The organism is Pseudomonas sp. Irchel s3f10 (genome assembly GCF_900187515.1).
Classification (GTDB): Bacteria; Pseudomonadota; Gammaproteobacteria; order Pseudomonadales; family Pseudomonadaceae; genus Aquipseudomonas; species Aquipseudomonas tensinigenes.
Window position 1 is genome coordinate 1 of sequence record NZ_FYDZ01000001.1, and the last position, 24,520, is coordinate 24,520.

21 protein-coding genes are annotated in these 24,520 nt (G+C 61.0%); 11 read left to right on the forward strand and 10 right to left on the reverse strand.

Annotated features, from left to right (window positions below):
- Window positions 1-343: 343 nt before the first annotated feature.
- Window positions 344-1,549: an MFS transporter gene (locus CKW17_RS00005; protein ID WP_095118160.1), complete on the reverse strand. Its 1,206-nt coding sequence runs from the start codon at window positions 1,547-1,549 to the stop codon at window positions 344-346.
- A gap of 118 nt (window positions 1,550-1,667) precedes the next feature.
- On the opposite strand from CKW17_RS00005, the gene CKW17_RS00010 reads away from it, so the two are divergent.
- Window positions 1,668-2,567 carry a LysR family transcriptional regulator gene (locus CKW17_RS00010; protein ID WP_095118161.1) on the forward strand — a complete coding sequence of 300 codons (900 nt, stop codon included), beginning with the start codon at window positions 1,668-1,670 and terminating at the stop codon, window positions 2,565-2,567.
- Window positions 2,568-2,659: 92 nt separating this feature from the next.
- Complete coding sequence (locus CKW17_RS00015; RefSeq protein WP_095118162.1) at window positions 2,660-3,514, forward strand: DUF2242 domain-containing protein; 855 nt, start codon at window positions 2,660-2,662, stop codon at window positions 3,512-3,514.
- A gap of 446 nt (window positions 3,515-3,960) precedes the next feature.
- Here CKW17_RS00015 and CKW17_RS00020 read toward each other — a convergent pair whose 3' ends face one another.
- Complete coding sequence (locus CKW17_RS00020; protein ID WP_095118163.1) at window positions 3,961-5,001, reverse strand: AraC family transcriptional regulator; 1,041 nt, start codon at window positions 4,999-5,001, stop codon at window positions 3,961-3,963.
- A 3-nt stretch (window positions 5,002-5,004) separates the two neighbouring features.
- Window positions 5,005-6,135, reverse strand: a complete 1,131-nt coding sequence (locus CKW17_RS00025; RefSeq protein WP_095118164.1) for a carbon-nitrogen hydrolase family protein — start codon at window positions 6,133-6,135, stop codon at window positions 5,005-5,007.
- Between the two features lie 208 nt (window positions 6,136-6,343).
- Between CKW17_RS00025 and CKW17_RS00030 the strand changes: the two genes are divergently transcribed.
- Both CKW17_RS00030 and CKW17_RS00035 read left to right on the forward strand, forming a co-directional pair.
- The gene (locus tag CKW17_RS00030; protein ID WP_095118165.1) at window positions 6,344-8,383 is read left to right on the forward strand and encodes an NADPH-dependent 2,4-dienoyl-CoA reductase; all 2,040 of its coding nucleotides are present in this window, start codon (window positions 6,344-6,346) and stop codon (window positions 8,381-8,383) included.
- A 226-nt stretch (window positions 8,384-8,609) separates the two neighbouring features.
- Window positions 8,610-9,536 (forward strand): 1-aminocyclopropane-1-carboxylate deaminase/D-cysteine desulfhydrase, encoded by a 927-nt coding sequence (locus CKW17_RS00035; RefSeq protein WP_095118166.1) that lies wholly within the window; start codon window positions 8,610-8,612, stop codon window positions 9,534-9,536.
- Window positions 9,537-9,539: 3 nt separating this feature from the next.
- On the opposite strand, the gene CKW17_RS00040 is transcribed toward CKW17_RS00035, so the two are convergent.
- From CKW17_RS00040 to CKW17_RS00050, 3 genes are all read right to left on the reverse strand, one after another.
- Entirely contained in the window at window positions 9,540-10,088 is a 549-nt protein-coding gene (locus tag CKW17_RS00040; protein ID WP_095118167.1) for a cytochrome b, read from the reverse strand.
- Between the two features lie 189 nt (window positions 10,089-10,277).
- Window positions 10,278-11,105 (reverse strand): phosphonoacetaldehyde hydrolase, encoded by an 828-nt coding sequence (gene phnX, locus CKW17_RS00045; RefSeq protein WP_095118168.1) that lies wholly within the window; start codon window positions 11,103-11,105, stop codon window positions 10,278-10,280.
- A 143-nt stretch (window positions 11,106-11,248) separates the two neighbouring features.
- On the reverse strand, window positions 11,249-12,358 hold the full coding sequence (locus tag CKW17_RS00050; RefSeq protein WP_095118169.1) for a 2-aminoethylphosphonate--pyruvate transaminase: 1,110 nt from the start codon (window positions 12,356-12,358) through the stop codon (window positions 11,249-11,251).
- A gap of 112 nt (window positions 12,359-12,470) precedes the next feature.
- Here CKW17_RS00050 and CKW17_RS00055 point away from each other — a divergent pair, with 112 nt between their 5' ends.
- Complete coding sequence (locus CKW17_RS00055) at window positions 12,471-13,331, forward strand: LysR substrate-binding domain-containing protein (protein ID WP_095118170.1); 861 nt, start codon at window positions 12,471-12,473, stop codon at window positions 13,329-13,331.
- A 96-nt stretch (window positions 13,332-13,427) separates the two neighbouring features.
- On the opposite strand, the gene CKW17_RS00060 is transcribed toward CKW17_RS00055, so the two are convergent.
- On the reverse strand, window positions 13,428-14,300 hold the full coding sequence (locus CKW17_RS00060) for a LysR family transcriptional regulator (RefSeq protein WP_095118171.1): 873 nt from the start codon (window positions 14,298-14,300) through the stop codon (window positions 13,428-13,430).
- 281 nt (window positions 14,301-14,581) lie between these two features.
- Here CKW17_RS00060 and CKW17_RS00065 point away from each other — a divergent pair, with 281 nt between their 5' ends.
- On the forward strand, window positions 14,582-15,907 hold the full coding sequence (locus CKW17_RS00065) for an MFS transporter (RefSeq protein WP_095118172.1): 1,326 nt from the start codon (window positions 14,582-14,584) through the stop codon (window positions 15,905-15,907).
- A gap of 72 nt (window positions 15,908-15,979) precedes the next feature.
- A complete protein-coding gene (locus CKW17_RS00070) occupies window positions 15,980-17,371 on the forward strand; it encodes an FAD-dependent oxidoreductase (RefSeq protein ID WP_095118173.1) in 1,392 nt (463 codons plus the stop codon).
- 47 nt (window positions 17,372-17,418) lie between these two features.
- Here the strand turns inward: CKW17_RS00070 and CKW17_RS00075 are convergent, their stop codons facing one another.
- On the reverse strand, window positions 17,419-18,822 hold the full coding sequence (locus CKW17_RS00075; protein WP_095118174.1) for a type VI secretion system Vgr family protein: 1,404 nt from the start codon (window positions 18,820-18,822) through the stop codon (window positions 17,419-17,421).
- 219 nt (window positions 18,823-19,041) lie between these two features.
- Here CKW17_RS00075 and CKW17_RS00080 point away from each other — a divergent pair, with 219 nt between their 5' ends.
- Window positions 19,042-19,746, forward strand: a complete 705-nt coding sequence (locus tag CKW17_RS00080) for a YebC/PmpR family DNA-binding transcriptional regulator (RefSeq protein ID WP_038362748.1) — start codon at window positions 19,042-19,044, stop codon at window positions 19,744-19,746.
- Window positions 19,747-19,858: 112 nt separating this feature from the next.
- Here the strand turns inward: CKW17_RS00080 and CKW17_RS00085 are convergent, their stop codons facing one another.
- Window positions 19,859-21,172: a leucine-rich repeat-containing protein kinase family protein gene (locus tag CKW17_RS00085; RefSeq protein ID WP_095118175.1), complete on the reverse strand. Its 1,314-nt coding sequence runs from the start codon at window positions 21,170-21,172 to the stop codon at window positions 19,859-19,861.
- A gap of 213 nt (window positions 21,173-21,385) precedes the next feature.
- Complete coding sequence (zapE, locus tag CKW17_RS00090) at window positions 21,386-22,516, reverse strand: cell division protein ZapE (protein WP_095118176.1); 1,131 nt, start codon at window positions 22,514-22,516, stop codon at window positions 21,386-21,388.
- Window positions 22,517-22,821: 305 nt separating this feature from the next.
- Here zapE and CKW17_RS00095 point away from each other — a divergent pair, with 305 nt between their 5' ends.
- The 3 genes from CKW17_RS00095 (at window position 22,822) to CKW17_RS00105 (ending at window position 24,516) form a co-directional block, all read left to right on the forward strand.
- Window positions 22,822-23,325: a spore coat U domain-containing protein gene (locus CKW17_RS00095; RefSeq protein ID WP_176470033.1), complete on the forward strand. Its 504-nt coding sequence runs from the start codon at window positions 22,822-22,824 to the stop codon at window positions 23,323-23,325.
- A gap of 100 nt (window positions 23,326-23,425) precedes the next feature.
- Window positions 23,426-23,959, forward strand: a complete 534-nt coding sequence (locus tag CKW17_RS00100) for a spore coat U domain-containing protein (RefSeq protein WP_034154701.1) — start codon at window positions 23,426-23,428, stop codon at window positions 23,957-23,959.
- Between the two features lie 20 nt (window positions 23,960-23,979).
- A complete protein-coding gene (locus CKW17_RS00105) occupies window positions 23,980-24,516 on the forward strand; it encodes a spore coat protein U domain-containing protein (RefSeq protein ID WP_034154702.1) in 537 nt (178 codons plus the stop codon).
- Window positions 24,517-24,520 lie beyond the last annotated feature (4 nt).

Here is a 24,520-nt window from a genome sequence, read left to right on the forward strand (position 1 = left end):
GATGCATTCTTTATCGGCGCTTGGGTGAAAGGAGGAGGGGCGAAATCTCCCACGGTCTGTACTGCGTCAACAGTCAGAATCGAGCCTTGTCCCTCCTCCTCCCTTCAAGTCCTACCATACAAGCGAGACTGTTCGCGAAGGCGGCCTGCCAGCCGACCAATCTTCTGTCTGATGTACTCAGTTCCACTGTAGGAGTGAGCCTGCTCGCGATGGCGGCCTGCCAGCGACCAATCTTCTGTCAGATGTACTCAATCCAATTGTGGGAGCGAGCCTGCTCGCGAAAGCGGCCTGCCAATCGACCGATTTCCAGCTGTCTGACCTCAACCCAACAGCGCATTCGGTCTCATTCGGCTCTTGGAAAACCATGTCCCCGAGCCATTGCCGCCACATACAGCGTCAACACCAACAATCCAGCAACAAACCACGGAAATACCCCCACACCGAGGTTCCCCAGCAACAAACCACCCACCAACCCCCCGCCAGCAATCCCGACATTCCACAGCGTAACCAACATCGATTGCGCTGTGTCGGCAGCCTCTTTCGCAGTTTTCGCCGAGGCGGTTTGCAGCAGCGAGGGCATTGCGCCAAACGCCAGTCCCCACACAGCGGTGGCGATGTAAACCACGCTTGGCGAGTCGCGCCACAGGCCCAGTGCTATCGCGGACAGCAGGAACAGTCCGGCACTGATCAACACCAGTTCGCGCAGCCAGCGGTCAATCAGGCTGCCGACGATCCATAGGCTCAGCACCGAGGCGAGGCCGAATACCAGCAGCACGCGGTCGACACTCGCATCTAGCCCGGAGGGTTGCAGGAAGGGCGCGATGTAGGTGTACAGCAGATTGTGCGCAACGACGTAGGTGAGCGTGACCAGCAATACCGATCGCACGCCCGGCAAGGTAAACACCTGACGCAGCGGCATGCGCTTTCCCACGCGTTCGCCGGCGAAGTCTGGTACTTGCCAGCGCACCCAGACCACTAGCACAACGGTCAACGCGGTCATGATGGCAAAGCTCAGGCGCCAGCCGACAAGGGTGCCGAGCAGGGTGCCTGCCGGTATCCCCAGTGACAGCGCAAGCGGCGCGCCGAGCATGGCCACGGTAATGGCGCGGCCTTGCAGGTGCGGGGCGACCATGCGGCTCGCGTATCCCGCCAGTAGTGCCCAAAGCAAACCGGCAAATACCCCGGCGATAAAGCGGGCGATCAGGGTTAGCCAGTACCACTCCGACAGGGCGGTGATGCTGTTGGCGATGGCAAAGCCGGCGATGGCGGACAGCAGCAGCGGTCTGCGGCGCCAGCCGCGGGTGGCGATCGTCAGGGGAATTGCTGCGAGTATCGAACCGATCGCGTACAGCGTGACCAATTGCCCGATCAGCGCCTGGGAGACGTTCAGGCCGCTGCTCATCTGCGGCAACAGGCCGGCAGGCATGGCTTCCGTCATGACCGTTATGAATCCGGCAGTGGCCAGCGCCAGTAGTGCACCAAGAGGTAATCGCTCGTGGCGATCGACAGGCTGTACAAGTGCGGAGCAACCGAGTTGGGCATCGTTCATGAGCTGGCATCCATGTGCAAGGTAGACGAGGAGCACAGGGTAGGGCGCTGCAGATCGGCGAAAAACGGGTTAAGGTTCCGAACATATCGGATACGGATGTCAGCAATGGGAGGTTGGTATGGATAGCCTGGGCAGTATTTCGGTGTTTGTTCAGGTCGCCGAGACGCGCAGTTTTACTGAGGCTGGCCGACTGCAAGGGGTTTCATCGTCGGCGGTGGGCAAAAGTATCGCGCGGCTGGAAGCGCGACTCGGCGTGCGGCTGTTTCAACGCACCACTCGCAGCGTTACGCTGACCAGTGAAGGCGCACTGTTTCTGGAGCGCTGTCGCAAGATTCTCGCGGAAGTCGAGGCGGCGGAGTTCGAGTTGTGCGATGCGGCTGCGAAACCCCATGGCAAGTTGCGCATCAGCTTGCCACAGGTGCATGGCCTAGTGATGCCGGTCATGAACGAGTTCATGGCGTTGTACCCGCAGATTGAACTGGATCTGGATTTGACCGATCGCATGGTCGATGTGGTTGAAGAAGGTTTCGACGCCGTAATCCGCACCGGTAAACCACGGGATTCGCGACTGATGGCGCGACCGTTGGGCGAGTTTCACATGGTGCTGGTAGCCAGCCCCGCTTATTTACAGCAACGCGGTGTGCCGCAAACGCCCGGCGACCTGGCGACTCATGCGTGCCTTCGGCACACGTTTCATGCCACCGGCAAACTGGAAGCCTGGCCGTTGATTCGCGCGGAGGGCGCCGCCGAGCCGACGTTGCCGACTCGGCTGGTCAGTACGTCGATCGAGGCAGTGAGCCATGCCGTGCTGGCCGGCATGGGCATTGCCTGTCTGCCGGATTTCATGACCCGCGAGGCCGAGGCGCAAGGCCGCTTGCAGCGGGTGCTCGACGCGCATCTGCAGCACACCGGGCAGTTCTGGGTGCTATGGCCATCGAGTCGCCACGCCACGGCGAAATTGCGCGTGTTCATTGATCACTTGGCGTTGCGACTTTTTCCCGCAACTGACGGTCGATAGAGTTGTAACTGCTTTAAGACACTAATCCATGCGCCGCGGGGGCGTGATCTGTTGCACAATACGCCCCGGACTGTTTTCTCTCAGGATGTTCAATGTTGATTTCCACTCCCATGCGTGTTGTCGGGTTGGCGCTGTTGTTGACCGCTGTTGCCGGCTGTTCGAAAGACAAGCCGATGTATGAGCATGAGAACTTCGATGACTCCGGCACGTTTTCGCGCAATTACCCGGTGACCGATTCGGTCAGTTGCGAAGCGGCCCGTCGTGCGTTGCTCAGTCAGGGTTACATCATCACCAGCAGTGACCCGAAACTGGTCAGTGGCCACAAGAGTTTCCAGCAAACCGGCGATACCCATATGGAGATCAGCTTCAACGTGGTCTGCGCCGATGACGGCAGTGCCGGGCACCATGCGACGATGTTCGCCAACGCCTTGCAGGATCGCTACGCGCTGAAGAAAACCAACAACTCGGCCAGTCTCGGCGTGGGTGTGTTGGGTTCGGTGTCGATGCCGATCGGCTCGTCCGACGATTCGATGGTCAAGGTTGCCAGCGAGACGGTGACCTCGCAGAAGTTCTATGAGCGCTTCTTCACGTTGGTGGAGTTGTTCTTGCCGGCGGACGCGAAGAAAGCGGCGCATATCGAAGAGAAGCCGAAGGCTGATCTGGGTGTGCCTGAGGTGAAGGCGGCTCCGGCAGCGCTGGCGCCAACACCGACGCCAGCACCTGCGCCCGCCGCAACGCCTGCACCTGCTGCCGAGCCGGCTCCGGCGCCTGCTGAGGTCGCGCCCGTGACGTCGGAACCTGTTGCGCCACCGGCAGAGGCGCCGCCGATCACTCCGGCCCCGAGCGCAGAACCTGCACCGGCGACCGAAACCATCACGCCACCGGCCAACCCGGATATCCCGCCGCCCTCCGAGCCGATCCCGGCGATGCCAGCGTCCGGCCAATAAACCAGCCTCACCGCAAATCCCTGTGGGAGCGAGCCTGCTCGCGAAGACGGACTTTCAGTCACCTATGTGCTGAAGGGTCCGACGCCTTCGCGAGCAGGCTCGCTCCCACAGTGGTTTCTGATGCACTTAAAATCTCGTTACATTCCCCTGACAAAATTCCCGCGATAAATTCCTGACCACCTGCTACGTTTTATTCATGAAGGCCGGGTTTCACTTTTCCTTCACACGAGCACGTTAAGCTCGAGGCACTGTGCATTTGCTCAGGCCCATTCAAGAGAGCAGCAGGGGGATTACGCGATGGATGAATATCAAGAAGAGCTGCTTGAGTACCAGGCCTTTGAACTGGATCAACCCGAGCCCGCCGAAGACGCCACCGAGCTTTAACTCGCAGCTTGAAGCTTGAAGCTTGAAGCTTGAAGCTTGAAGCTGGTAACTCGCAGCTGCTTTTATGCCGTTTTGCGGTGACTGCGGCGGAATTCCCCCGGCGTCTGACCGCTCCAGCGTTTGAAGGCTCGCTGGAACGCTTCGGCTGAGGCAAACCCCAGCAGATAAGCGATTTCTCCGAAGGCCAGTTCAGTATCGCGGATATACGTCATCGCCAGATCCCGGCGCGTGTCGTTGAGGATCGCGCGAAACTGCGTACCTTCCTCGGCCAGTTTGCGTCGCAAGGTCCAGGTCGGCAGCTTCAGGCGTGCCGCCACTTCTTCCAGGTCGGGTTCCCGGCCACCATTGAGCAAAGGCCCCAGTAGCTGAGTGATGCGTTCGCGCAGGCTGCGGGTTCGGGTCAATTGCTCCAGTTCCCGTTCACACAGTTGCAGCAGATGCCGCCAGGTACTCGGGCAATGCTCGGGATTACGCTGTGCGAGGCTGTCGAGGCTCAGGCGCAGTTGATTACGCTCTGCACCGAACTGGATCGGGCAATCGCCCAACACGCTATAGGCATCGCGGTAATCCGGTTCTTCGAATTCGATTTCGATACGTTCAGCGCGCAGCGGTTCACGGCTGACGCTGGAGAGCTGATGCAGCCACCCGGCGATGATCGAGTCCACGACAAAACGGTTATAGGCGTTGTACGGGCTGATCGAATAGAAACGCAGCCACGCGCCATGGGCATCTTCGTGGAAGCTGGACTGGCCGCGATAGTTGGAGCCGTACAACGCCTCGAAACGGATCAGGCAGCGCGCGGCCTCACGCACGGTCGGCGCTTGTGCGGCGGTGACGCCGGCCAGCCCGGCCTGACTCAGGCGACTGAGCTGGCCCATGCGCAGGCCCAGCGCCGAATCGCCGGTCAACTGAATCGCCGCGTGGCCCAGGCGCATATAGCGCGGAATCGACAAACGCGCACCGGCCTCGGCCAGTCGCGCGGCGTCCAGACCATATTGCTCGAGCAACGGCTGTGGATCGGCTGCATGACTGCGCACGGCATCGGCGAGGCTGTGCACGAAGCCCACCGACAGATCCCCAAGGCGCATCGGCAGCGGCTTCATGGTTTACAACCAGAGGTTCAGCAAGCGCGCGCCACGGGCCTCGCCATCGGCAAACTGCTGACCGTTGCTGCTGAGGAAACTCTGGCCGGAACTGGCCTTGTCCCAGAACTGCCCACGCAGGAAAACGCTCATGCCGGCAATCGCTCGACTGCTCGGCGGTTGTGCAGTAAGGGTCAGGCGATGCCAGGCCTGGCCTTCGGTGAGTTCGCCGGGTTTGAGGCTGACCGAGCTCGGGGTGTTGGAACTCTTGTAGCCGCGCCAAGGCAGGTTCCAGGCACGATGACCGAGTACTTGCGCGGGCACCGCGACCAATTGCGCGCCTTGCTCGTCGAGTTTGCGGTAGTTATCCGGATACCAGCTGTCGCTGCCAATCAGCACGCCGAGGCGTCCGGCCGGAGTATCGACGACATTGAGCAAGTGTTTGTCTGCGCCTTCGATCACTTCTCGCTGATCGAACACCGGGTGCATCTGCCGTTGCGGCTGGCCAAGCGGCACGCCATCACGACTGAACACCACACTGCTATTGAACAACGCGCCGCTGCCGGGTTTGAGCTGGCCGTCGCGGATGCTCGGTTCTGGCAGCACGATCGAGCCGGCCACCAGCGTCACATGAAACTCCTTGGCCAGACCACCGAACAGCGCCTGATAGTCCTTGGCCATGGCCTTGGATTTCATGCGCAGGTACGCATCGTTGAGACGGTCTTTGCCGTTGGCGCTGAGCCAGGCGCGGGCAAACAATAACGGATTGCTCGCCGCCAGCCAGTTCATTGCTTCGGCGAGGGTCGGGGCCTGATACAACTCGTCTTTCTCGCCGCTGAGCAGCAGCCAGGTGCCGACGTTCTCCGGCAACACCACCACGGTTTTGTCATTCAACAACCCTTGATCCTGCGCTTGCTGCAGGTAGGCCGCCAGTTTGCGACGCAGGCGCTCGGGGCTCTGGTAGTCCGTGGGAAACAATTCGGGCTGGATGCCGAGCAGATTGCCACGGTCGGCGGGCGTGCCCTGGTTGACCGCCAGCTTGATACGCAGGTCCGACAAGTAATGTCCCGTCGGCCGATCCGCCGCCCACATGGCGTAGGTGGTCAGAGCGGCGACAATGGCCATGGAAAAGAACAGATACAAAAGTTTGCGCATGTAAACCAACAACTACCGGGTACAGGGTATGGCGACTAGGGTAGGGCGCATGGGCCTGGTTGCCAAGGGGCGCTGCGCATTTGGATCAATAAGTTGTCAGTTACGGTCATTGAGTGACAGCGATGCGACTCTTAGTCTGTCGAACATGACTGACGGGAGCCGCAGAGCCCCCGCAACTTTTCCGTGATTGCTCGTTGTGGAGTTACCGATGACCGCCGCTCATTACCCGCACCTGTTGGCCCCGCTGGACCTGGGATTCACCACGCTGCGCAACCGCACCCTGATGGGTTCGATGCACACCGGCCTGGAAGAAAAACCGGGCGGTTTCGAGCGCATGGCGGCGTACTTCGCTGAGCGTGCGCGCGGCGGTGTTGGCCTGATGGTCACCGGCGGTATCGGTCCGAACGACGAGGGCGGCGTGTATTCCGGCGCGGCCAAGCTGACCACCGAAGAAGAAGCGCTCAAGCACCGCATCGTTACCCGCGCGGTGCACGAGGCGGGTGGCAAGATCTGCATGCAGATCCTCCACGCCGGGCGTTATGCCTACAGCCCGAAACAAGTCGCGCCGAGTGCGGTTCAGGCGCCGATCAACCCGTTCAAGCCTAAAGAGCTGGACGAAGAAGGCATCGAGAAGCAGATCAGCGATTTCGTCACCTGCTCGGTGCTGGCGCAGACCGCAGAGTACGACGGCGTCGAGATCATGGGTTCGGAAGGTTATTTCATTAACCAGTTCCTTGCCGCGCACACCAACCACCGCACCGACCGCTGGGGTGGCAGCTACGAAAACCGCATGCGCCTGCCGGTGGAAATCGTTCGCCGTGTCCGCGAAGCGGTCGGCCCGAACTTCATCATCATTTTCCGTTTGTCGATGCTCGATCTGGTCGAGGGCGGCAGCACCTGGGACGAGATCGTCACCCTGGCCAAAGCCATCGAGCAGGCCGGCGCGACCATCATCAACACTGGCATTGGCTGGCACGAAGCGCGGATCCCGACCATCGCCACCAAAGTGCCGCGCGCGGCGTTCAGCAAGGTCACGGCCAAGCTGCGTGGCTCGGTGAAGATCCCGTTGATCACTACTAACCGCATCAATACCCCGGAAATCGCCGAGCAGATTCTCGCCGAAGGTGATGCCGACATGGTCTCGATGGCGCGGCCGTTCCTCGCGGATCCGGACTTCGTCAACAAGGCCGCCGAAGGCCGCGCCGACGAAATCAACACCTGCATCGGCTGCAACCAGGCGTGCCTCGATCACACCTTCGGCGGCAAGCTGACCAGTTGCCTGGTCAACCCGCGTGCCTGCCACGAGACCGAACTGAACTACCTGCCCGTGCAGCAGATCAAGAAAATCGCCGTGGTCGGCGCCGGTCCTGCCGGGTTGTCCGCTGCGACCGTGGCCGCCGAGCGTGGCCATCAGGTGACGTTGTTCGATTCGGCCAGTGAAATTGGCGGCCAGTTCAACATCGCCAAGCGCGTGCCGGGCAAGGAAGAGTTCTTTGAAACCCTGCGTTACTTCAAACGCAAGCTGCAGACCACAAACGTCGAGGTGTGCCTGAATACCCGCGTCGACGTGGCGAAACTGGTTGAAGGCGGTTACGACGAAATCATCCTCGCCACCGGTATTGCGCCGCGTCTGCCGGCGATTCCGGGCGTAGAAAACGCCAAGGTGTTGAGCTACATCGACGTGATCCTTGAGCGCAAACCGGTTGGCAAACGCGTGGCCGTGATTGGCGCCGGTGGTATCGGTTTTGACGTCTCGGAATTCCTCGTTCACCAAGGCGTAGCGACCAGTCAGGATCGCGCCGCGTTCTGGAAAGAGTGGGGCATCGATACGCAACTGGAAGCACGCGGTGGCGTTGCCGGGATCAAAGCCGCACCGCATGCACCGGCCCGCGAAGTGTTCCTGTTGCAGCGCAAGAAAACCAAGGTTGGCGATGGCTTGGGCAAAACCACCGGCTGGATTCACCGTACCGGTCTGAAGAACAAGCAGGTACAAATGCTCAACAGCGTTGAATACCTGAGCATCGACGACCAAGGCCTGCACATCCGCATCGGCGAAACCGGCGAGCCGCAAGTACTGGCGGTGGACAACATTGTGATCTGCGCGGGGCAGGATCCGCTGCGTGAACTGCATGATGGTTTGGTGGAAGCGGGGCAGAATGTGCACCTTATCGGTGGTGCCGATGTCGCGGCCGAGCTGGATGCCAAGCGTGCGATCAACCAGGGCTCGCGCCTCGCCGCTGAACTTTAAGCTCCGCCGCTTGACCTGTGGGAGCGAGCCTGCTCGCGAAAGCGGAGTGTCAGCCAATACACCTGTCGACTGACACGACGCCTTCGCGAGCAGGCTCGCTCCCACAGGGTTTGTGTTGTTCACAGATGCAGTGAACACCATCGAACAAATGTAGGAGTGAGCCTGCTCGCGATGGCGGCTTGTGAGCGACTAGAATGCGAGCTCTGTCCAGATCGAATCGCCGCCCATGCTTTTGCCTCCCTCCGATTGGTTACCCCAAGCCCCTCTCGAACACCTTCACCTCGACTGGCTGAAAACCGCCGGTATTGAAGTCGCGATCCTGCGCCTAGACCAGATCGACCCGCTGATCAGCGGCAACAAATGGTTCAAACTCGTCGAACACCTGAAAGCCGCTGACCGCTTGGGTGCCGAAGGCATCATCAGCCTCGGTGGTGCGCATTCCAATCATCTGCACGCGTTGGCGGCGGCGGGGAAACGGTTGGGGTTCAAAACCGTGGGGCTGTTGCGCGGGCATGCACAGGAAACGCCGACAGTGCAGGATTTGCAGGCGTTCGGCATGCGACTGCATTGGTTGGGTTACGGTGGCTATCGCGCACGAAACGAGCCAGGCTTCTGGGAGCCTTGGCTCGCGCAGTATCCGCAGTTGTATGCGGTGCCCGAGGGCGGTGGCGGTTTATCGGGGGCGCTCGGTTGTGCCGCGATCAAGAAACAGGCGCAAGCGCAATTGGCCACGCTCGGCTGGAGCGATTACCACGGATGGTGGCTGGCTTGCGGCACCGGGACGACACTCGCCGGGCTGGTCCTCGCCGAGGCCGGCGCGCATCCGGTCTATGGCGCGCTCGCAGTGCCTGAAGATCACGGCGTGGCGCCGCAGGTCGAGTCGATTATGCAGTCAGCCGGACTGGCCACTGCCGGCTATGAACTGATCGACGCCAGCCGTGGCGGTTTTGCCAAGGTTGATCCGGTGTTGCTGGAGTTCATCGAACAAACCGAGCAAGCCAGCGGCGTTCCTTTGGAGCCGTTGTACACAGGCAAAGCATTGCTGGCGCTCAAGCAGAAGGTCGAGGCAGGCAAGTTCACAACCGGCACGCGGCTGATCTTCATTCACACCGGTGGCTTGCAGGGCCGGCGCGGTTTTATCGCCAGCCCCTGACGATCAACCGCGCTTGGGCATCATCCGCAGCAGCGTGTTATCACCGACCACGTAATGGTGATAGAGCCCCGCCAGCGCATGCAGCCCGATCAGCCAGTAACCCACAGTGGCGATCAGTACATGCCAGCCCTCAACCTGTTTGGCGAAATCCTTGTTCTCCGCGACCAGCAGCGGCAGATCAAAACCATAGAACATCACCTGATGCCCTTCGGCGCTGGTAATCAGCCAGCCCAGAATCGGCATGCTGATCATGAACAGGTACAGCGCCCAGTGCATCAGCCGCGCCAGCACGGTTTGCCATTGCGGCGAGGCGGGGAAAATTTTCGGTGCCGGGCCGATGCTGCGTGCGAGCAGGCGAAACCACACCAGCACAAACACGGTCAGGCCGAGCATGTAGTGCACTTCGCGGATCAGCGTGCGCCCGCCACTGCCTTTGGGAAACAGGCCGCGCAACTCCATGCTGGCGTACACCAGCACCAACAGGACCAGCATCAGCCAGTGCAACAGGACCGATACGGTGCTGTAGCGTGATTCGGAACTTGTCCACGGCATACGGTGTTTCCTCACAGATCAGGGTCGAAACCTGCCGTTCTTGAGCGACGGCATGCTTTAACTGTAATCCGCTTTGGCGGATTTGCCTGAGGCTGATCGGACTTTCAATGCTCTGAGTCAGGGCTTGCCAATAAAAAACGCCAGCGTCGTGCAGACACTGGCGTTTTTCTTTGCAGCAAGCGGCAGGGATCAGCTCGATTGCGGCATTTCACCGTTGGCCAGACGCTTGTTGATGTCGGCGATGACTTCCGGCAAATCGGTAATGGTGTCGATCATGTAATGCGGGCGCGAGCCTTCGAACAGCGCGTGAATGCGTTTGCGCTCGCTGGCCAGTTCATCGCTGCCCAAGGCACGGAACCCTTCGTAGTCCAGACCCAACGCGTTGCCCGAGCAGATCAGCGCCACGGTCCACATTCCGGCGCGGCGGCCTTCGAGAATGCCCGGCACGGTATCGTCGATCTTCACGCACGCCGCGACATCGTCAATGCCCAGCGCGATCACGTTGGCCAGCGCCTGCGCCGGCCATGGGCGACCATTCGGCACTTCGTCGGTGGCGACCACGTGGTCGGCGACGTAGCCGTTGGTAGCGGCCAGTTCGACGACTTTATCCATTACTTGTTTCGGATAACCGGAGCAAGAGCCGATCTTGATCCCTTGCTGACGCAGGTTGGCGATGGTTTCCAGAGCGCCGGGAATCAGCGCCGAGTGTTCGGCGATCTTCTCGATCTGCAGCGGCATGAAGCGATTGTAGATCGCGGTGACGTCGTCATCGCTCGGCGTGCGGCCGAACGCCTTGCGATAACGTTCGGCCACTTGCGGCTGATCGCAGAGCGTGCGGATGTGATCCCACTTGCCCATGCCCATCGGGCCACGGGCTTCTTCGATGGAGACCTGCACGTCGAACTCGGCGAAGGCTTCGACGAAGATCTGCGTCGGTGCGAACGAGCCGAAATCGACCACGGTACCGGCCCAGTCGAGGATCGCGGCTTGCAGCTTGGTTGGGTTTTCGTAGTTCATGGCAATCAAATTCCTGAGTTGGCAATGCAATTCAAATGTAGGAGTGAGCCTGCTCGCGATAGCGGTTGATCATTCAACATCTTCGTCGACTGACACGGCCTCATCGCGAGCAGGCTCACTCCTACAGGGGATTGGTGGTGTTCTTAGACTTCGAGGACTTCCATCTCGCGCAACACTTCGCCGACCGCCGCGACGGCCTGGCGCATTTCGTCCGGGCTGACATGGCCGATGCAGCCGACGCGGAAGGTTTCGACCTGGGTCAATTTGCCCGGATAGAGGATGTAACCCTTGGCCTTGACCCGTTCGTAGAAATCCTTGAACTGATAACGCGGATCTTGCGGCGCATGGAACGTGGCAATGATCGGCGCCTGAATCGCCGCTGGCAGGAAGCTGCGCAAACCGAGCTTGCCCATCTCGTCCATCAACGCCTGACAGTTGGCGGCATAACGCGCATGTCGCGCCGGCAGGCCACCTTCTTCGTTGTATTGCAGCAACGCTTCGTGCAGCGCCGCGACCACGTGGGTCGGCGGGGTGAAGCGCCATTGCCCGGTTTTCATCATGTAGGCGTGCTGGTCGTACAGGTCCATCGCCAGCGAATGCGAATTACCGGCGGCAGCGGCCAGAGACTCTTTGCGAGCGAAGACAAACCCCATCCCCGGTACGCCTTCCAGGCATTTGCCGGACGCGGCGATCAGCGCGTCGAACGGCACTTGTTGCGCATCCACCGGCAGTGCGCCGAAGGAACTCATGGCATCGATAATCAGGCGTTTACCGTGTTGTTCGACGACCTGGGCAATCTCCGCCAGCGGATTGAGAATGCCGGTGCTGGTTTCGCAGTGAATCAGCGCGACGTGGGTGATGTCGCTGTCGGCGCGCAGCAGACGATCGACGTCAGCGGCGGTGGTCGGTTCGTCTTCAGCGGTTTCGAAGGTGCTGAACGAGCGGCCGAGTACTTCGCAGATCTTCGCCAGACGCTTGCCGTAGGCGCCGTTGATCAGCACCAGCACTTTGCCGTCACGTGGCACCAAGGTGCCGATCGCCGCTTCAACGGCGAAGGTGCCGCTGCCCTGCAATGGCACGCAGTGGTGAGTGGCGGCGCCGTTGAGGATCGCCAGCAATTGTTCGCAAAGGCTGGCGGTCAGTTGATTGAAACGGTCATCCCATGACCCCCAGTCGACCATCATCGCCTGGCGGGTGCGGGCCGAAGTGGTCAACGGGCCGGGAGTGAGCAGGATGGGTTCGGCGATACTCATTCGTGTGTCCTCGGATAGCGCTGTGGGATGAAGCTACGGGGCATACGTTGCAATTCGCCGTTGCATCAATCAAATTGTTTGTTGTTATGCTAGCCATCAGTGAGAGTTATCCATGAACCTGTTCCAGCTCCGCGCCTTCGATGCCGTGGCCCGTGAAGGCAGCTTCACCCGCGCCGCCGCGCGCTTGTTCATCAGTCAGCCGGCAGTCACCGGGCACATCAAGGCGCTGGAGGAGCACTACCAGATCACCCTGTTACGGCGCACCGCGCGACGGGTGGAACTGACTGAGGAGGGCACCAAACTCGCGGCGATTACCCGCGCGATGTTCGGCCTGGCGGAAGAGGCGCAAACCCTGCTTGAAGCTAACCGGCAATTGCTGACCGGGCGGCTGGAAGTGGCGGCGGACGGGCCGCACATGGTCATGCCGATGCTGGCCAGCCTGCGTGCACGCTATCCGGGGATCACGGTGAATCTGCGTTTGGGCAATGCCCAGGAAACCTTGGCGGCGTTGTTGTCGGAACACGCCGATGTGGCGGTGTTGACCGAAGTGGAGCCGCGCAAAGGCCTGCATCTGCAGGCGTTGAGCGAATCGCGGATTTGCGCGCTAGTGCCGGCGGGGCACCCATGGGCGGTGCGTGCCGGTGAAGTGAAACTCAAGGAACTGGATCAGGTGATCATGGTGCTGCGCGAGCCGAGTTCGATCACCCGGCGTACGTTTGATCAGGCCTGTGCGCAGGCGTCGATCCATCCGCGGGTGTTGCTGGAGCTCGATAGCCGTGAGGCGGTGACCGAAGCCGTCGCGGCTGAGTTGGGCGTTGGCGTGGTGTCATCGGTGGAGGTTAGTCATGACCCGCGGGTGGTGGCGATTCCGATTGTCGGCGAGGGGCTAATGAACCGGCACATGATCGGCTGCATGGAGCGGCGCCGGGAGTTGCGCTTGATTCAGGCATTCTTTGGCCTGGCGCCGGTCTGATACACCGTGGCGCTCCATTCGCGAGCAGGCTCGCTCCCACAGGGATATGCATTCCAAATGTGGGAGCGAGCCTGCTCGCGAAGGGGCCATCACGGTTCACCCAAGACTCTGGCGAACCATATCGAGAAAGGTCGCCACCACCCGTCGATTGCTTTGTTCACGCAAACACACCAGCGTCTCTGTCAGCCGTCGTGTGCAGTCGACAATCGGCAACGCACACACCCGCGAATCCGCACCAAACTCCGCCGCTGAAACCACGCCGACACCAATCCCGACCACCACCGCCTCACGCGCCGCTTCCCGTCCTTCCACCTGAATCGCCGGGCGAATGCGAAACCCCGCCCGGGCCATTTCCTCTTCCAGCGTTTGCCGCGTCACTGAACCGTGTTCACGCAGCACCAGCGGCGTGTCATCCAGGTCTGCCAGGCAGATCGATTCACGCTCGGCCCACGGATGATTGCGCGAAACGAACGCCACCATCGGATCATTGCGCAGCGGCACACACAGCAAGCGCTCATCACTGACATCCCGCCCGAGCAACGCCAGGTCGGCCTGATAGTTGAACAGGCGAAATAACGATTCATCGGTGTTGCCGGTCTCGATCTTCACGCTGATTCCCGGATAGCGCTCACAGAAGCGCGCGATCTGCGGCAGCACGTGGACCGGCGCATCCACTGCCAGAATCAGGCTGCCGGTCTGCAAGGCCTGGGATTCCTGCAACAGTTCCTGTGCTTCGGCTTCAATCACAAACAGGCGCTGGGTGATCGCCAGCAAGCGCTCGCCCAAGTCGGTCAGGCGTACGGAACGTTTATTGCGGTGAAACAGCAACACGCCGAAACGCTCTTCGAGTTTGCGCACTTGGTCGGATATCGCCGGTTGCGTGAGAAAAAGGCGCCCGGCGGCTTTGGTGAAGCTTCCATGCACGGCCACGGCGTGGAAGGCTTTGAGTTGGGCGTGGGACACCGACATGCAGTCACCTGATCGTTTAGTCAGTAACAAGCTGAGCTTATGTGTGAAATACGATAAATCGATTTTATTTATTAAACAGTAATTGCTTTGATCGGCTCACGCCATCGCTGACTGTCCGCTCGGGCAGCACGTTGGCCATGAGCCTGTGCGTGCAACAGCAGGACTCATCTGACCGATATCGCCGTAGGGACGGGGTGATATCGCAGTGCTCAACAATAAAAACACAGGCGTTTTGCTTAACGATTCTGCCGGCACACTCACACCCTGAGGTCAGAACCACTATGAACAAGCACATCGGCACCATTGCGCGTTGGCGCGTGCAGATTTTCGCGATTACCTGGCTTGCTTACGCCGCTTTCTACTTCACCCGCAAAGCGTTTTCGGTGGCCAAACTCGGCATCGCCGAAGACCCGACCTTCATGCTCGACAAGATGGCCATGGCCAACCTCGATGCGATTTATCTGGCGGCTTATGCCCTCGGCCAGTTCACCTGGGGCATGCTCGCCGACCGCTTTGGTCCTCGGGTCGTGGTGCTTGGTGGTCTGCTGATTTCCGCGGCAGCGGCGCTGGTGATGGGCAGTTACGCCACGTTGCCGATCTTCGCTACTTGTATGTTGATTCAGGGCTTGGCGCAGTCCACCGGATGGTCGGGATTGTGCAAAAACCTCGGTAGTTTTTTCCCCTCCCAACAACGCGGGCGAGTGCTCGGGTTATGGAGTTCCTGCTACGCCTTTGGTGGTCTGGTGGCGTCGCCGTTCGCCGGCTGGTGGGCGTACACCTTGATGGGCACCTGGCACGCGGCGTTCATTTCCAGTGCGGTGGTGGTCGCCGTCGTGGCGGTGTTGTTCTTTATCTTCCAGCGCAATAAACCGGAAGACGTCGGCTTGCCGGCGGTCGAGCCGGAACCTGAACTGACGGCGGAAGAAACCGAGGCCAACAGCAAACTCAGTGTCTGGGAGCCGTTAAAGGAAATCCTGCGTAACCGCACGGTGCTGGTGCTGGGCCTGGCGTATTTCATGTTGAAACCGGCGCGTTACGCGATTCTGTTGTGGGGCCCGGTGATTGTCTTTGAACAGATGCCCAGTGTCGGCAAGGTCGGCGCGGCGATCATTCCCACTTCGTTTGAACTGGCCGGGTTGCTCGGGCCGATCCTGATCGGGCTGGCCTCGGACAAACTGTTCGGCGCCCGGCGCATGCCGGCCTGCGTGTTGAGCCTGCTGGCGCTGACCGTGACGCTGGCGCTGTTCATGGCTGCGTTGCAGAGCGGCAGTGTGTTGCTGGTGGTCGCGCTGCTGTTCGTCATGGGCCTGACCTTGTACGGGCCGGACTCGATGATCAGCGGTGCCGCCGCGATCGACTTCGGCAAAGCCAAGGCCGGCGCCACCGCGGCCGGTTTCGTCAACGGCTGCGGCTCGGTCGGTGCGGTACTTGGCGGTTTGCTGCCGGGTTACTTCGACTCGGTGACGGTGTTTATCGTCTTCGCCGGTTGCGCACTGTTCTCGGCGCTGGTGCTGATTCCGCACTGGAACAGCCGCCCGGTCGGCGTGATGGAACCGCGCGCCTCAATCCCCAATTGCCCGCTGACGATCAAACCCCTGCGTTCCTGAAACCCTTGCCTCGCGGCCTGCTGCGGTGCTCGCGGCAGGCTGGGTTGTGGCCATCTGACTTGGAGAAAACCCATGAGACCGTTTTGGCTGGAGCAGGCCTTGCAGGCCGAGACCTCTGAAACCTGCCCGCCGTTGCAGGGCGAAGTACGCACCGATGTGTGCATTGTCGGCGGCGGCTACACCGGGTTGTGGACAGCAATCATGCTCAAGCAACAGAACCCTGAACTCGATGTGTTGCTGATCGAAGCGGACATCTGCGGCGCCGGCGCCAGTGGCCGTAATGGCGGATGTGCGTTGTCGTGGTCGGCGAAATATTTCACCCTTGAGCGCCTGTTTGGCGTCGAGGAAGCGGTGCGTCTGGTCAAGGAATCGGAACGCAGTATCCACGCGATCGGCGAGTTCTGTGAGCAGTACGGCGTCGATGCCGATTACCGTCTCGACGGCACGCTGTACACCGCGACCAACCGCGCGCAGGTCGGCTCGACCGACGCGGTGATCGCCGCACTGGAACGCAATGGCATCAACTCGTTCTCCCAGCGTCCGCTCGCCGATGTGCAGCGCATGGCCGGTTCGAGCAAGCATCTGGAAGGCTGGTTCTCGCCGGCAGCGGCCAGTGTGCAGCCGGGCAAACTGGTGCGTGGCTTGCGTCGGGTGGCATTGCAGTTGGGTGTGAAGATTCACGAAAACACGGCAATGAGCGGGCTGGAAGAAGGGCGTCCCGCACGCCTGCAAACGCCGACTGGCAGCATCGTTGCCGATCGCGTGGTGCTGGCGATGAATGCGTGGATGGCCCGTGCTTTCCCGCAATTCGAGCGCAGCGTGGCGATTGTCTCCAGCGACATGTTGATCACCGAACCGCGCCCGGATCTGTTGCAGGAGATCGGTTTGACCAGCGGCGTGACGGTGCTCGATTCGCGGATTTTCGTGCACTACTACCACAACACCCCCGACGGCCGGATCATGCTCGGCAAGGGCGGCAACACCTTCGCGTTTGGCGGGCGCATGCTGCCGGTGTTCGATCAGCCATCGCCGTATGCCAGCCTGCTGAAAAACAGCCTCGCCGACTTCTTCCCGGCGTTTGCCGATGTAAAAGTAGATGCCACCTGGAACGGCCCGTCGGATCGCTCGGTCACCGGTTTGCCGTTCTTCGGCCAGATGAGCAGCGCCGGCAATGTGTTTTACGGTTTCGGTTATTCGGGCAGCGGCGTCGGCCCGTGTCATATGGGCGGGCAGATTCTCGCGTCACTGGTGCAAGGCCTGGACAACCCGTGGACGCGCTCGCCGCTGGTCAACGGGCCGCTGGGTTATTTCCCGCCGGAGCCGATCCGTTACCTCGGCTCGTTGGTGGTGCGCAATGCGATCCGCCGCAAGGAGCGCGCCGAGGATAACGGGCGGCGCCCTCGGCATCTCGACGTGCGCCTGGCGAAATTCGCCGCTGCGGCCGGCAAGGCTGACAAAGGTTAATGCACTGCTGCACAGGCAGGAACTGCGGCAACTCCTGCCGATTGGGGCTAATGGGCGTCGCTATTGAGCAGCCAGTCGAGCAATAAGCTGCTGTCGCGGGCGCGCGGTGACTCGCGAGGCGGGGGCTTGCGTGAGTTGCCCAAGCACAGAATGGGCCGATCCGGATCGCTGTCGAGAAAGCTCACCCACACTTCGCTGCCGACACAGGGTAACTCCTCAGGGACGATTCGCCCGTTGGCCCTGGTCATGGCGATGGGCAGCCATATCGCATCGGCATTGGCATCGTCATCGGGTGCTGAATCCGCTGGCCACAACCTGACGGCGACGCGCCCCTGGTCGTCGAGTCTTGCCGGTTGCCCCTCGATACCAAGTACGTTCGCCAAGTGATACCCGGCGATGCTCGGGCGCTGTTGTTTAAGCGGCGGGCGAAAGTCTGTCGACCACGGTTGGGCAGTGAAATCGTTGTGATAGCGGTGTACCGTCGGCGTCGGGTCAAGAATCGAGGGGTGTTGACCCTGATGGCTAATGGCAGTGATCCGCCATTGTTCGTTGAAGCTGTTGATCGGATGTTCGCTGACTTGCAGCAAATGTCCGCTAAGCAACCCAATACAGTCGCTGCGGCCATTGACCGAACGAAGGTGGCAGCGTTGTCGCTCCAAGTGCCGTCGACTGCGTTGCTCGCTGTGGCGTTGTTCCAGAGAAAGCACCGGCGGCCGGGCCATTGATCGGCTTTGATTGGCAGCATCCTCGTCGATGGCCCGCTGCCCCCGATTGCGTACCGTGGGCAGTGTCGTCATGGGCGCGGCGTGGTGATGCTGGAATAGCGCGCTGACGCAGCGTGAGCGCGTTTGCTGATCATCCATGAACGGCACCAGGGCCGGTTCTTGCGGCAAACTCAGGCTGTCATCGGCGAAAACGACGACGTGACCGTCCGCGCGGTGTTCGAAGTGATAGTGGATACCTTCTTCCTCGCAGAGCCTGTGCAGCAGTGCCAGATCGCTTTCCTCGAACTGGATGCAGAACGGCCGCACCGGATAGCACCCCACGGTCATTTCAATCCGGTAGCCCTCGGCGGGCAGAGCATTTTCCGCGAGCAACTGCTGGAGAATCTGCGGCACGCTCTGTTGCACGAACACTCGACGTCTGCTCGGCTGTGCCAACCGCTGCAGCGACGGCACTATCATCAGGCGATAGCCGATGCGATGGGTACCGCAATGTTCACAACTGGCGCTGTGGATGATCCCGTGAATCCCGTGATGGTCGTCCAGGCGCAGGAATACCGGTTGCTGCAACAGCGTACCCGGCGCCACGGCGGGGGCCAGACCGATAAGTTCGATGTCGAACCGGTAAGGCTGGTTGAGCGCTTCCTCGCCGCGAAAGCGCAACACCGGCAGGCATAAACCGCTATTGGTCAGGGTCAGGGTAAACGGACTTTCCTTGTCATTGAGCATTCGAACAGGCTCTGTCAGGCAATACGGGTTTAAGAGGGTACGAAACCCCAGCGCCGAAAGGTCATGTCAAAGGGTGTTTTCAGAATCGCCCTACAAGGTCTGGTGAAGATGTCGATTCCACATTGTTTTTTTGGTCGATTGCCGACTTTAGGCCGTATAAACTTGCCGGCACGCGTCGGCCAATAGATGTCTCGGCGCCACAGATCAAGAGAGTGAGTAATGGGCGCACAGTGGAAGGTTAAACACAAAGAAGCGGCAGCCAACGCCAAGGGCAAGATCTTCGGCAAACTGGTGAAGGAAATCACCATCGCTGCCCGCAACGGTGCCGATACCACCACCAACGCACACCTGCGTCTGGTGGTCGAACAGGCCAAGAAAGCCTCGATGCCAAAAGAAACCCTGGATCGCGCGATCAAGAAAGGCGCCGGTCTGCTGGGTGAAACCGTGCAATACCATCGCGTGACCTACGAAGGCTTCGCCCCGCACCAGGTGCCGCTGATCGTCGAGTGCGTGACCGACAACATCAACCGTACTGTCGCGGAAATCCGCGTGGCCTTCCGCAAGGGCCAACTGGGCGCTTCCGGCTCGGTGGCCTGGGACTTCAACCACGTCGGCATGATCGAAGCCTCGCCGGACACTCCGGACGCCGATCCGGAAATGGCCGCGATCGAAGCCGGTGCTCAGGATTTCGAGCCGGGCGAAGAGGGCGCGACGCTGTTCCTGACCGATCCTACTGACCTGGACTCGGTGCAGAAAGCGCTGCCAGAGCAAGGCTTCACCGTGCTGTCGGCCAAGCTGGGCTACCAGCCGAAGAACCCGGTCAGCGGTTTGAGCGACGAGCAGATGGCTGAGGTTGAAGCGTTCCTCGAAGGCCTCGACAACCATGATGACGTGCAGGACATGTTTGTCGGCCTGGCGGGCTGATCGACTTCGTCAGTGATGGCCTCATCGCTGGCAGGCTAGCTCCCACACTGGATCTGTGGCGTTCACAAATCCCCTGTAGGAGCGAGCCTGCTCGCGATTGACCGCGCAGCGGTCACAGATTCTCAAGTTGCCGAATGACTTCGTCAAACCCCGGCCGCGCCAGCACATCCGCCTGACAGCAACGCCGCTCCAGCTCCTCAAGCACCGCACGCCGCTCATCACTCAACCCCGAGTCGATGCGCGCCAGCAATTCCCCCAGCAAAATCCCGAACGCACGCACTTCGATGCGTTGCAACGCGCGAGTTTCCGCTGTATCGGCAATGGCGTGGAACGACGCACCACCAAAATCGCCGAGCAGGCAATCGCCGCGCTCATTCAACAGAATGTTGTGCCCGTAGAGATCGCCGTGGGTGATGCCTTGCTGGTGCAAGTGATCGGCTGCCGAAGCGATGCCTTTGGCAATGTTCAGCGCGACCTCGGCAGTGAACCGGCAATCATCGGCGTAAACATCTCGTGAGCAAGACGCCAGGCTGGGCAGACCGGCGAGGTTGCCGAACGACGGATCGATCAACTGCATCACCAAGCCTTGCTGGCCGTCGGGATGGCCAATGATGCGCCCTTCGACCCGGATCAGATTGGGATGCAGGCCTGCGCTGATACAGGCATTCATTTCGTGCAGCGGCGAACCGTCGCTGGTCATTTCACCTTTGTACAGCTTCACCGCGACCGGTGTCACTGAGCCATCGTCGCGTTGCCAGCTCGCCCGGGAAATCACCCCCGAGGCACCTTCGCCCAAACGCTGTTCCAGACGCAGCGCCGACCAGGAGATTTGTGGTGTCGCTTCCAGCGCGGCAGCGTCCGCCTCGGTCTCCAGCGGGTTACCGGCGTAGGCCAGCCAGGTCAGGCTCGGCAGGTTGAGCAGCCACTGCGGCAGTTCGCTCAGGCGGTTGGCAGAGATGCGCAGCAGCTCCAGACGATGGCAGTTGCTCAGGGAGGGCGGCAGCGTTTGCAGACGGTTGCCGGACAGCATGAGTTTTTGCAGGGCAGGGCGCTCACCCAGTTCGATCGGCAGGTTCTCGATGCAGTTGTCGGTCAGGATCAGCCAGCGCAACGCTGGTGGCAGAGCGTTGCCGGGTACGTTGACGATGCGGTTGGCCTTGAAGCCGATCATCGTCAGGGCAGCGCACTGGCCGAGGCAGGCCGGCAGTTCGGTGAACGGGTTGTCGGAGCAGAACAGCACGCGCAGGCGTGTCAGACGATGCAAGTCATCCGGCAGGCTACTCAATTGGTTGCCGCTGAGGTTGAGGATTTCCAGAGTGTCGGCCAGATCGAAAATCTCGCGCGGGAACTCGGTCAGTCCGCAGGACAGATCCAGTCGCGTAATGCCCGACAACTCGCCGGCGCGTAATTGAGCAAGGGTGTGCATGTTGGTGTTCGCTATTGATCAGGGGCGCGCCGCTGGGGCGCGGGAATGGGCGACATGATAACGGCAAAGCCCGGGTTTGAATTGGACAGGTGGCGAAACTTCAGATGCCCTTGGTGGGAGCGAGCCTGCTCGCGAAGGTGGAGTGTCAGCCGCTGATGTTTTGACTGATCGGGCGCTTTCGCGAGCAAGCTCGCTCCCACTGGGCCGGTGTGGTCAGTCGTCGTTGTGCATCTCTTGCAACTGCCCCAAGCGGCTGCGGGTGCGCGCCAGGTCAATGGCGTGGCCTTCCAGGCTTTCACGCAAGGGCAGCCGGCCGAGTAGCGTCAGATGTTTGTCCTGGTCGTACAGCACGTCGATCAGGTTGATGAAGCGCTGTTGCGCGGCGATCGAGCATTCCCCCAGCTCTGGTAGATCATCAATGATCCAGCGATCGAAACGTCGGCACAGTTCCAGATAGTCCATGACCGCCGTTGGCTGTTCACACAGATCGCTGAAGGTAAAACCGACCCGCCGCTCTTCACACAATCGAGCCTGAAACTGCCGGGTGCCGACGGATAACCGAATGGCTGGCGTATCGGCCGGCGGCAGCTCCAGAGCGGTGCGTTGCGCTGGCGTGGCCGGCCACACGTAATGCCCCTGAGTGAAGATCTGATGTGCAGAGTGGCGCGCCTGACTGCGGTAATCGTGCGGACCACCGACTTCCATCACCTGCATGCGCGTATTGATCAGTTCGATCACCGGTTTGAAGCGCGCGTGATAGAGCGGATTGGGCAGCAGCCCTTCCGGCGCATAGTTGGAGGTGACCAACAGCAGAATTCGCCGTTTGAACAGTGCCTTGAACAGCCGGGTGATGAGCATGGCATCGCCGATGTCATGCACATGAAACTCGTCGAAACACAGCACCCGACAATCCTCCAGCAGTTCGTCGAGGGTCACTTCGAGGGCATCGTCCTGCTCGCGATGGCTGAACATGCCCTGATGCAATTGCGCGAAAAACTGATGGAAATGCAGGCGCCGTTTCTGGGTGATCGGCAAGGCCTGAAAAAAGCCATCGAGCAACCAGCTCTTGCCGCGTCCGACGGCGCCGAACAGATAGAGACTCGGCGCGGTTCGGTTGCTGGCGCCAAACAGCAGACTGGCCTGCTGCGCCATGCAATCAATGACGCGCTGCTGGCTGTGGCTGAGGGTGTAACCCTGACCGCCGGCCTTGTGCCGGAAGTAATCGCGGATCGACTGGGCGCTGGCGTCATGCCCGGCACCGGCCGGCAAACCCTTGCCCAACCAGCGGCGCAACGCCGGCCAGCGCTGGATCAGTCGCGATCGTTTCGGCGGGTGGACAGGCACTGTGGGCGTCTCCGTGTTCGTCAAGACCGGCTCCCGGGAGCGCGGCGACACAGTGTAACCAGGCGCCGGGTTGGCCAGCCACCACAGCGGATCGACAGTGGGCGGTAATTGAACAAATTTGTGCGGCACGTACAGCTATTTTTAGCGACATGGCTCGACCTGTTGCCAACCTTTCGAAACATATCCCGGGCGATCCCTGGATCCAATCGACTGGCGGAATCGTCGACCGTTGCTAACCTCAATCACAGAAACGACGTCGCAAGTGATCACTGACAAGGAACGGCGCAGTGAATGTACATGTGGTCATGGGCCTGCTGGGGGCACTCGTTGCGCCTGTTCATGCGGCAGATCTTCAGGTTGAAGTGCGCGTCGATGTGCAGCGCGGCTGCCAGTTGGTCGGCCAGCAGCGTAACGCCGGCATCGAGCAACTGGGTGTGCTCGACTTCGGCAGCACCGCACGCCTCGATGACCCCGCCGGGCCATTGGGCGCGGCGTTGACCAATCAGCGCCTGCCACGGCTGGAGTGCAACCCGGACACGCCGTACCAGATGCGCGTCGACGGTGGCTTGCATGGCGGTGTCGGTGAGGTCCGCTATATGGCCGCTTCGACGGGCAGCAAACCGATTCCGTACCGCTTGTATCAGGACGCGGCGCGACGGCTGCCGCTGGTGGTGGATGTGCCGGTCAGCGGGCGGGTGCCGGACAGCGGCACAGTGGAGCTGCCACTGTACGCGCGGATCGAGCGATTGGCCGAAGTGCCGCGAGTCGGGCGTTATTCGGATCTGGTCAAGGTAACGGTCACCTGGTGATCGCGATGGCAACAGGCACCGGTGGACGCGGGTGCACAAGGAAGGCGTTCAATGATGAGCGCGGTGATTGAGTCAGCGTAAAGGAGCAGGGACGGTCGCGATGACAGGAAAACACTGGATGGTGGTGGCGGCAGGTACGCTGGCATTGCTCGCAGACGAGGCGCAAGCGGCGGTCAGTGGGCAGATCAATGCGCGGCTGATCCTGATTGCCGGCTGCGAAGTCACCAACACCAGTACTCCCGACAGCCCGGTCAGTGCCCTCGGTACCCTCGATTTCGGCCTTCAGGGGCCCACCTGGAACGCACCGATCAAGGCCAGTCTCGACGGTGACAGCAGCGGCAAGCTCAACGTCGCCTGCAACCCCTCGGTCACCGGTTTCACCGTCACCATCGACGGCGGCACCCACGGTGACGGCAATACCCGGCGCCTCAGCAACGGCCGCCAGACTCTGCCCTATCAGCTGTTCGTCGATCCCTCCGGCGCCCGGAGCTACAGCATCGGCCAGCAACACAATTTCGCTGTCACCAGCGCTGCGCAGATACCCATTCCGGTATTTGGCTCGGTGGTGGCGAATACCCGTGCGGTACCGGCAGGTGTCTATACCGACACGCTGACGGTGACGCTCGACTGGTAACCCCGTAGAGGACGGACACCATGCGTACGTTTGCATCAAGGATAGGTTTGTCGTTGCTTGGCCTGGCGCTGGTTTCCAGTGCCAACGCCGCCACCACGGTCACCGGCCAGATCACCTCCAGCCTGATACTGATCAGCAGTTGTCAGGTCAACGGTGCGGGCGGTTCCACCGGGCTGAACTTCGGTGCGTTGAACTTCGGCACCGCCAACAGCCTGTTCACCACGGCCACCGGGCAAGTGTTGGGCGGTGGTGGCGGGGCGCTGTCGATTCTCTGCTCCAGCGGCACCACGCCGACGGTCAAAGTGCGCGCCGGTTCCCATGACGGCATGTCGCCGGGCGGCACCCGAGCGTTGTACGACGGGGTGGCCAATTACGTGCCGTACGACTTGTACACCGATGCCGGGCACTCGCAACTGCTGGCGATCGACGGGACGATCAATCTCGCCGCCAGCACCGGTGTCGCGCAGACGGTGAACATCTACGGTCAGGCGGTGGGCAAGGCCGGTTTGCCGGCGGGGACGTACACCGACACCGTCGCTGTTGAACTGACGTTCTGATGCC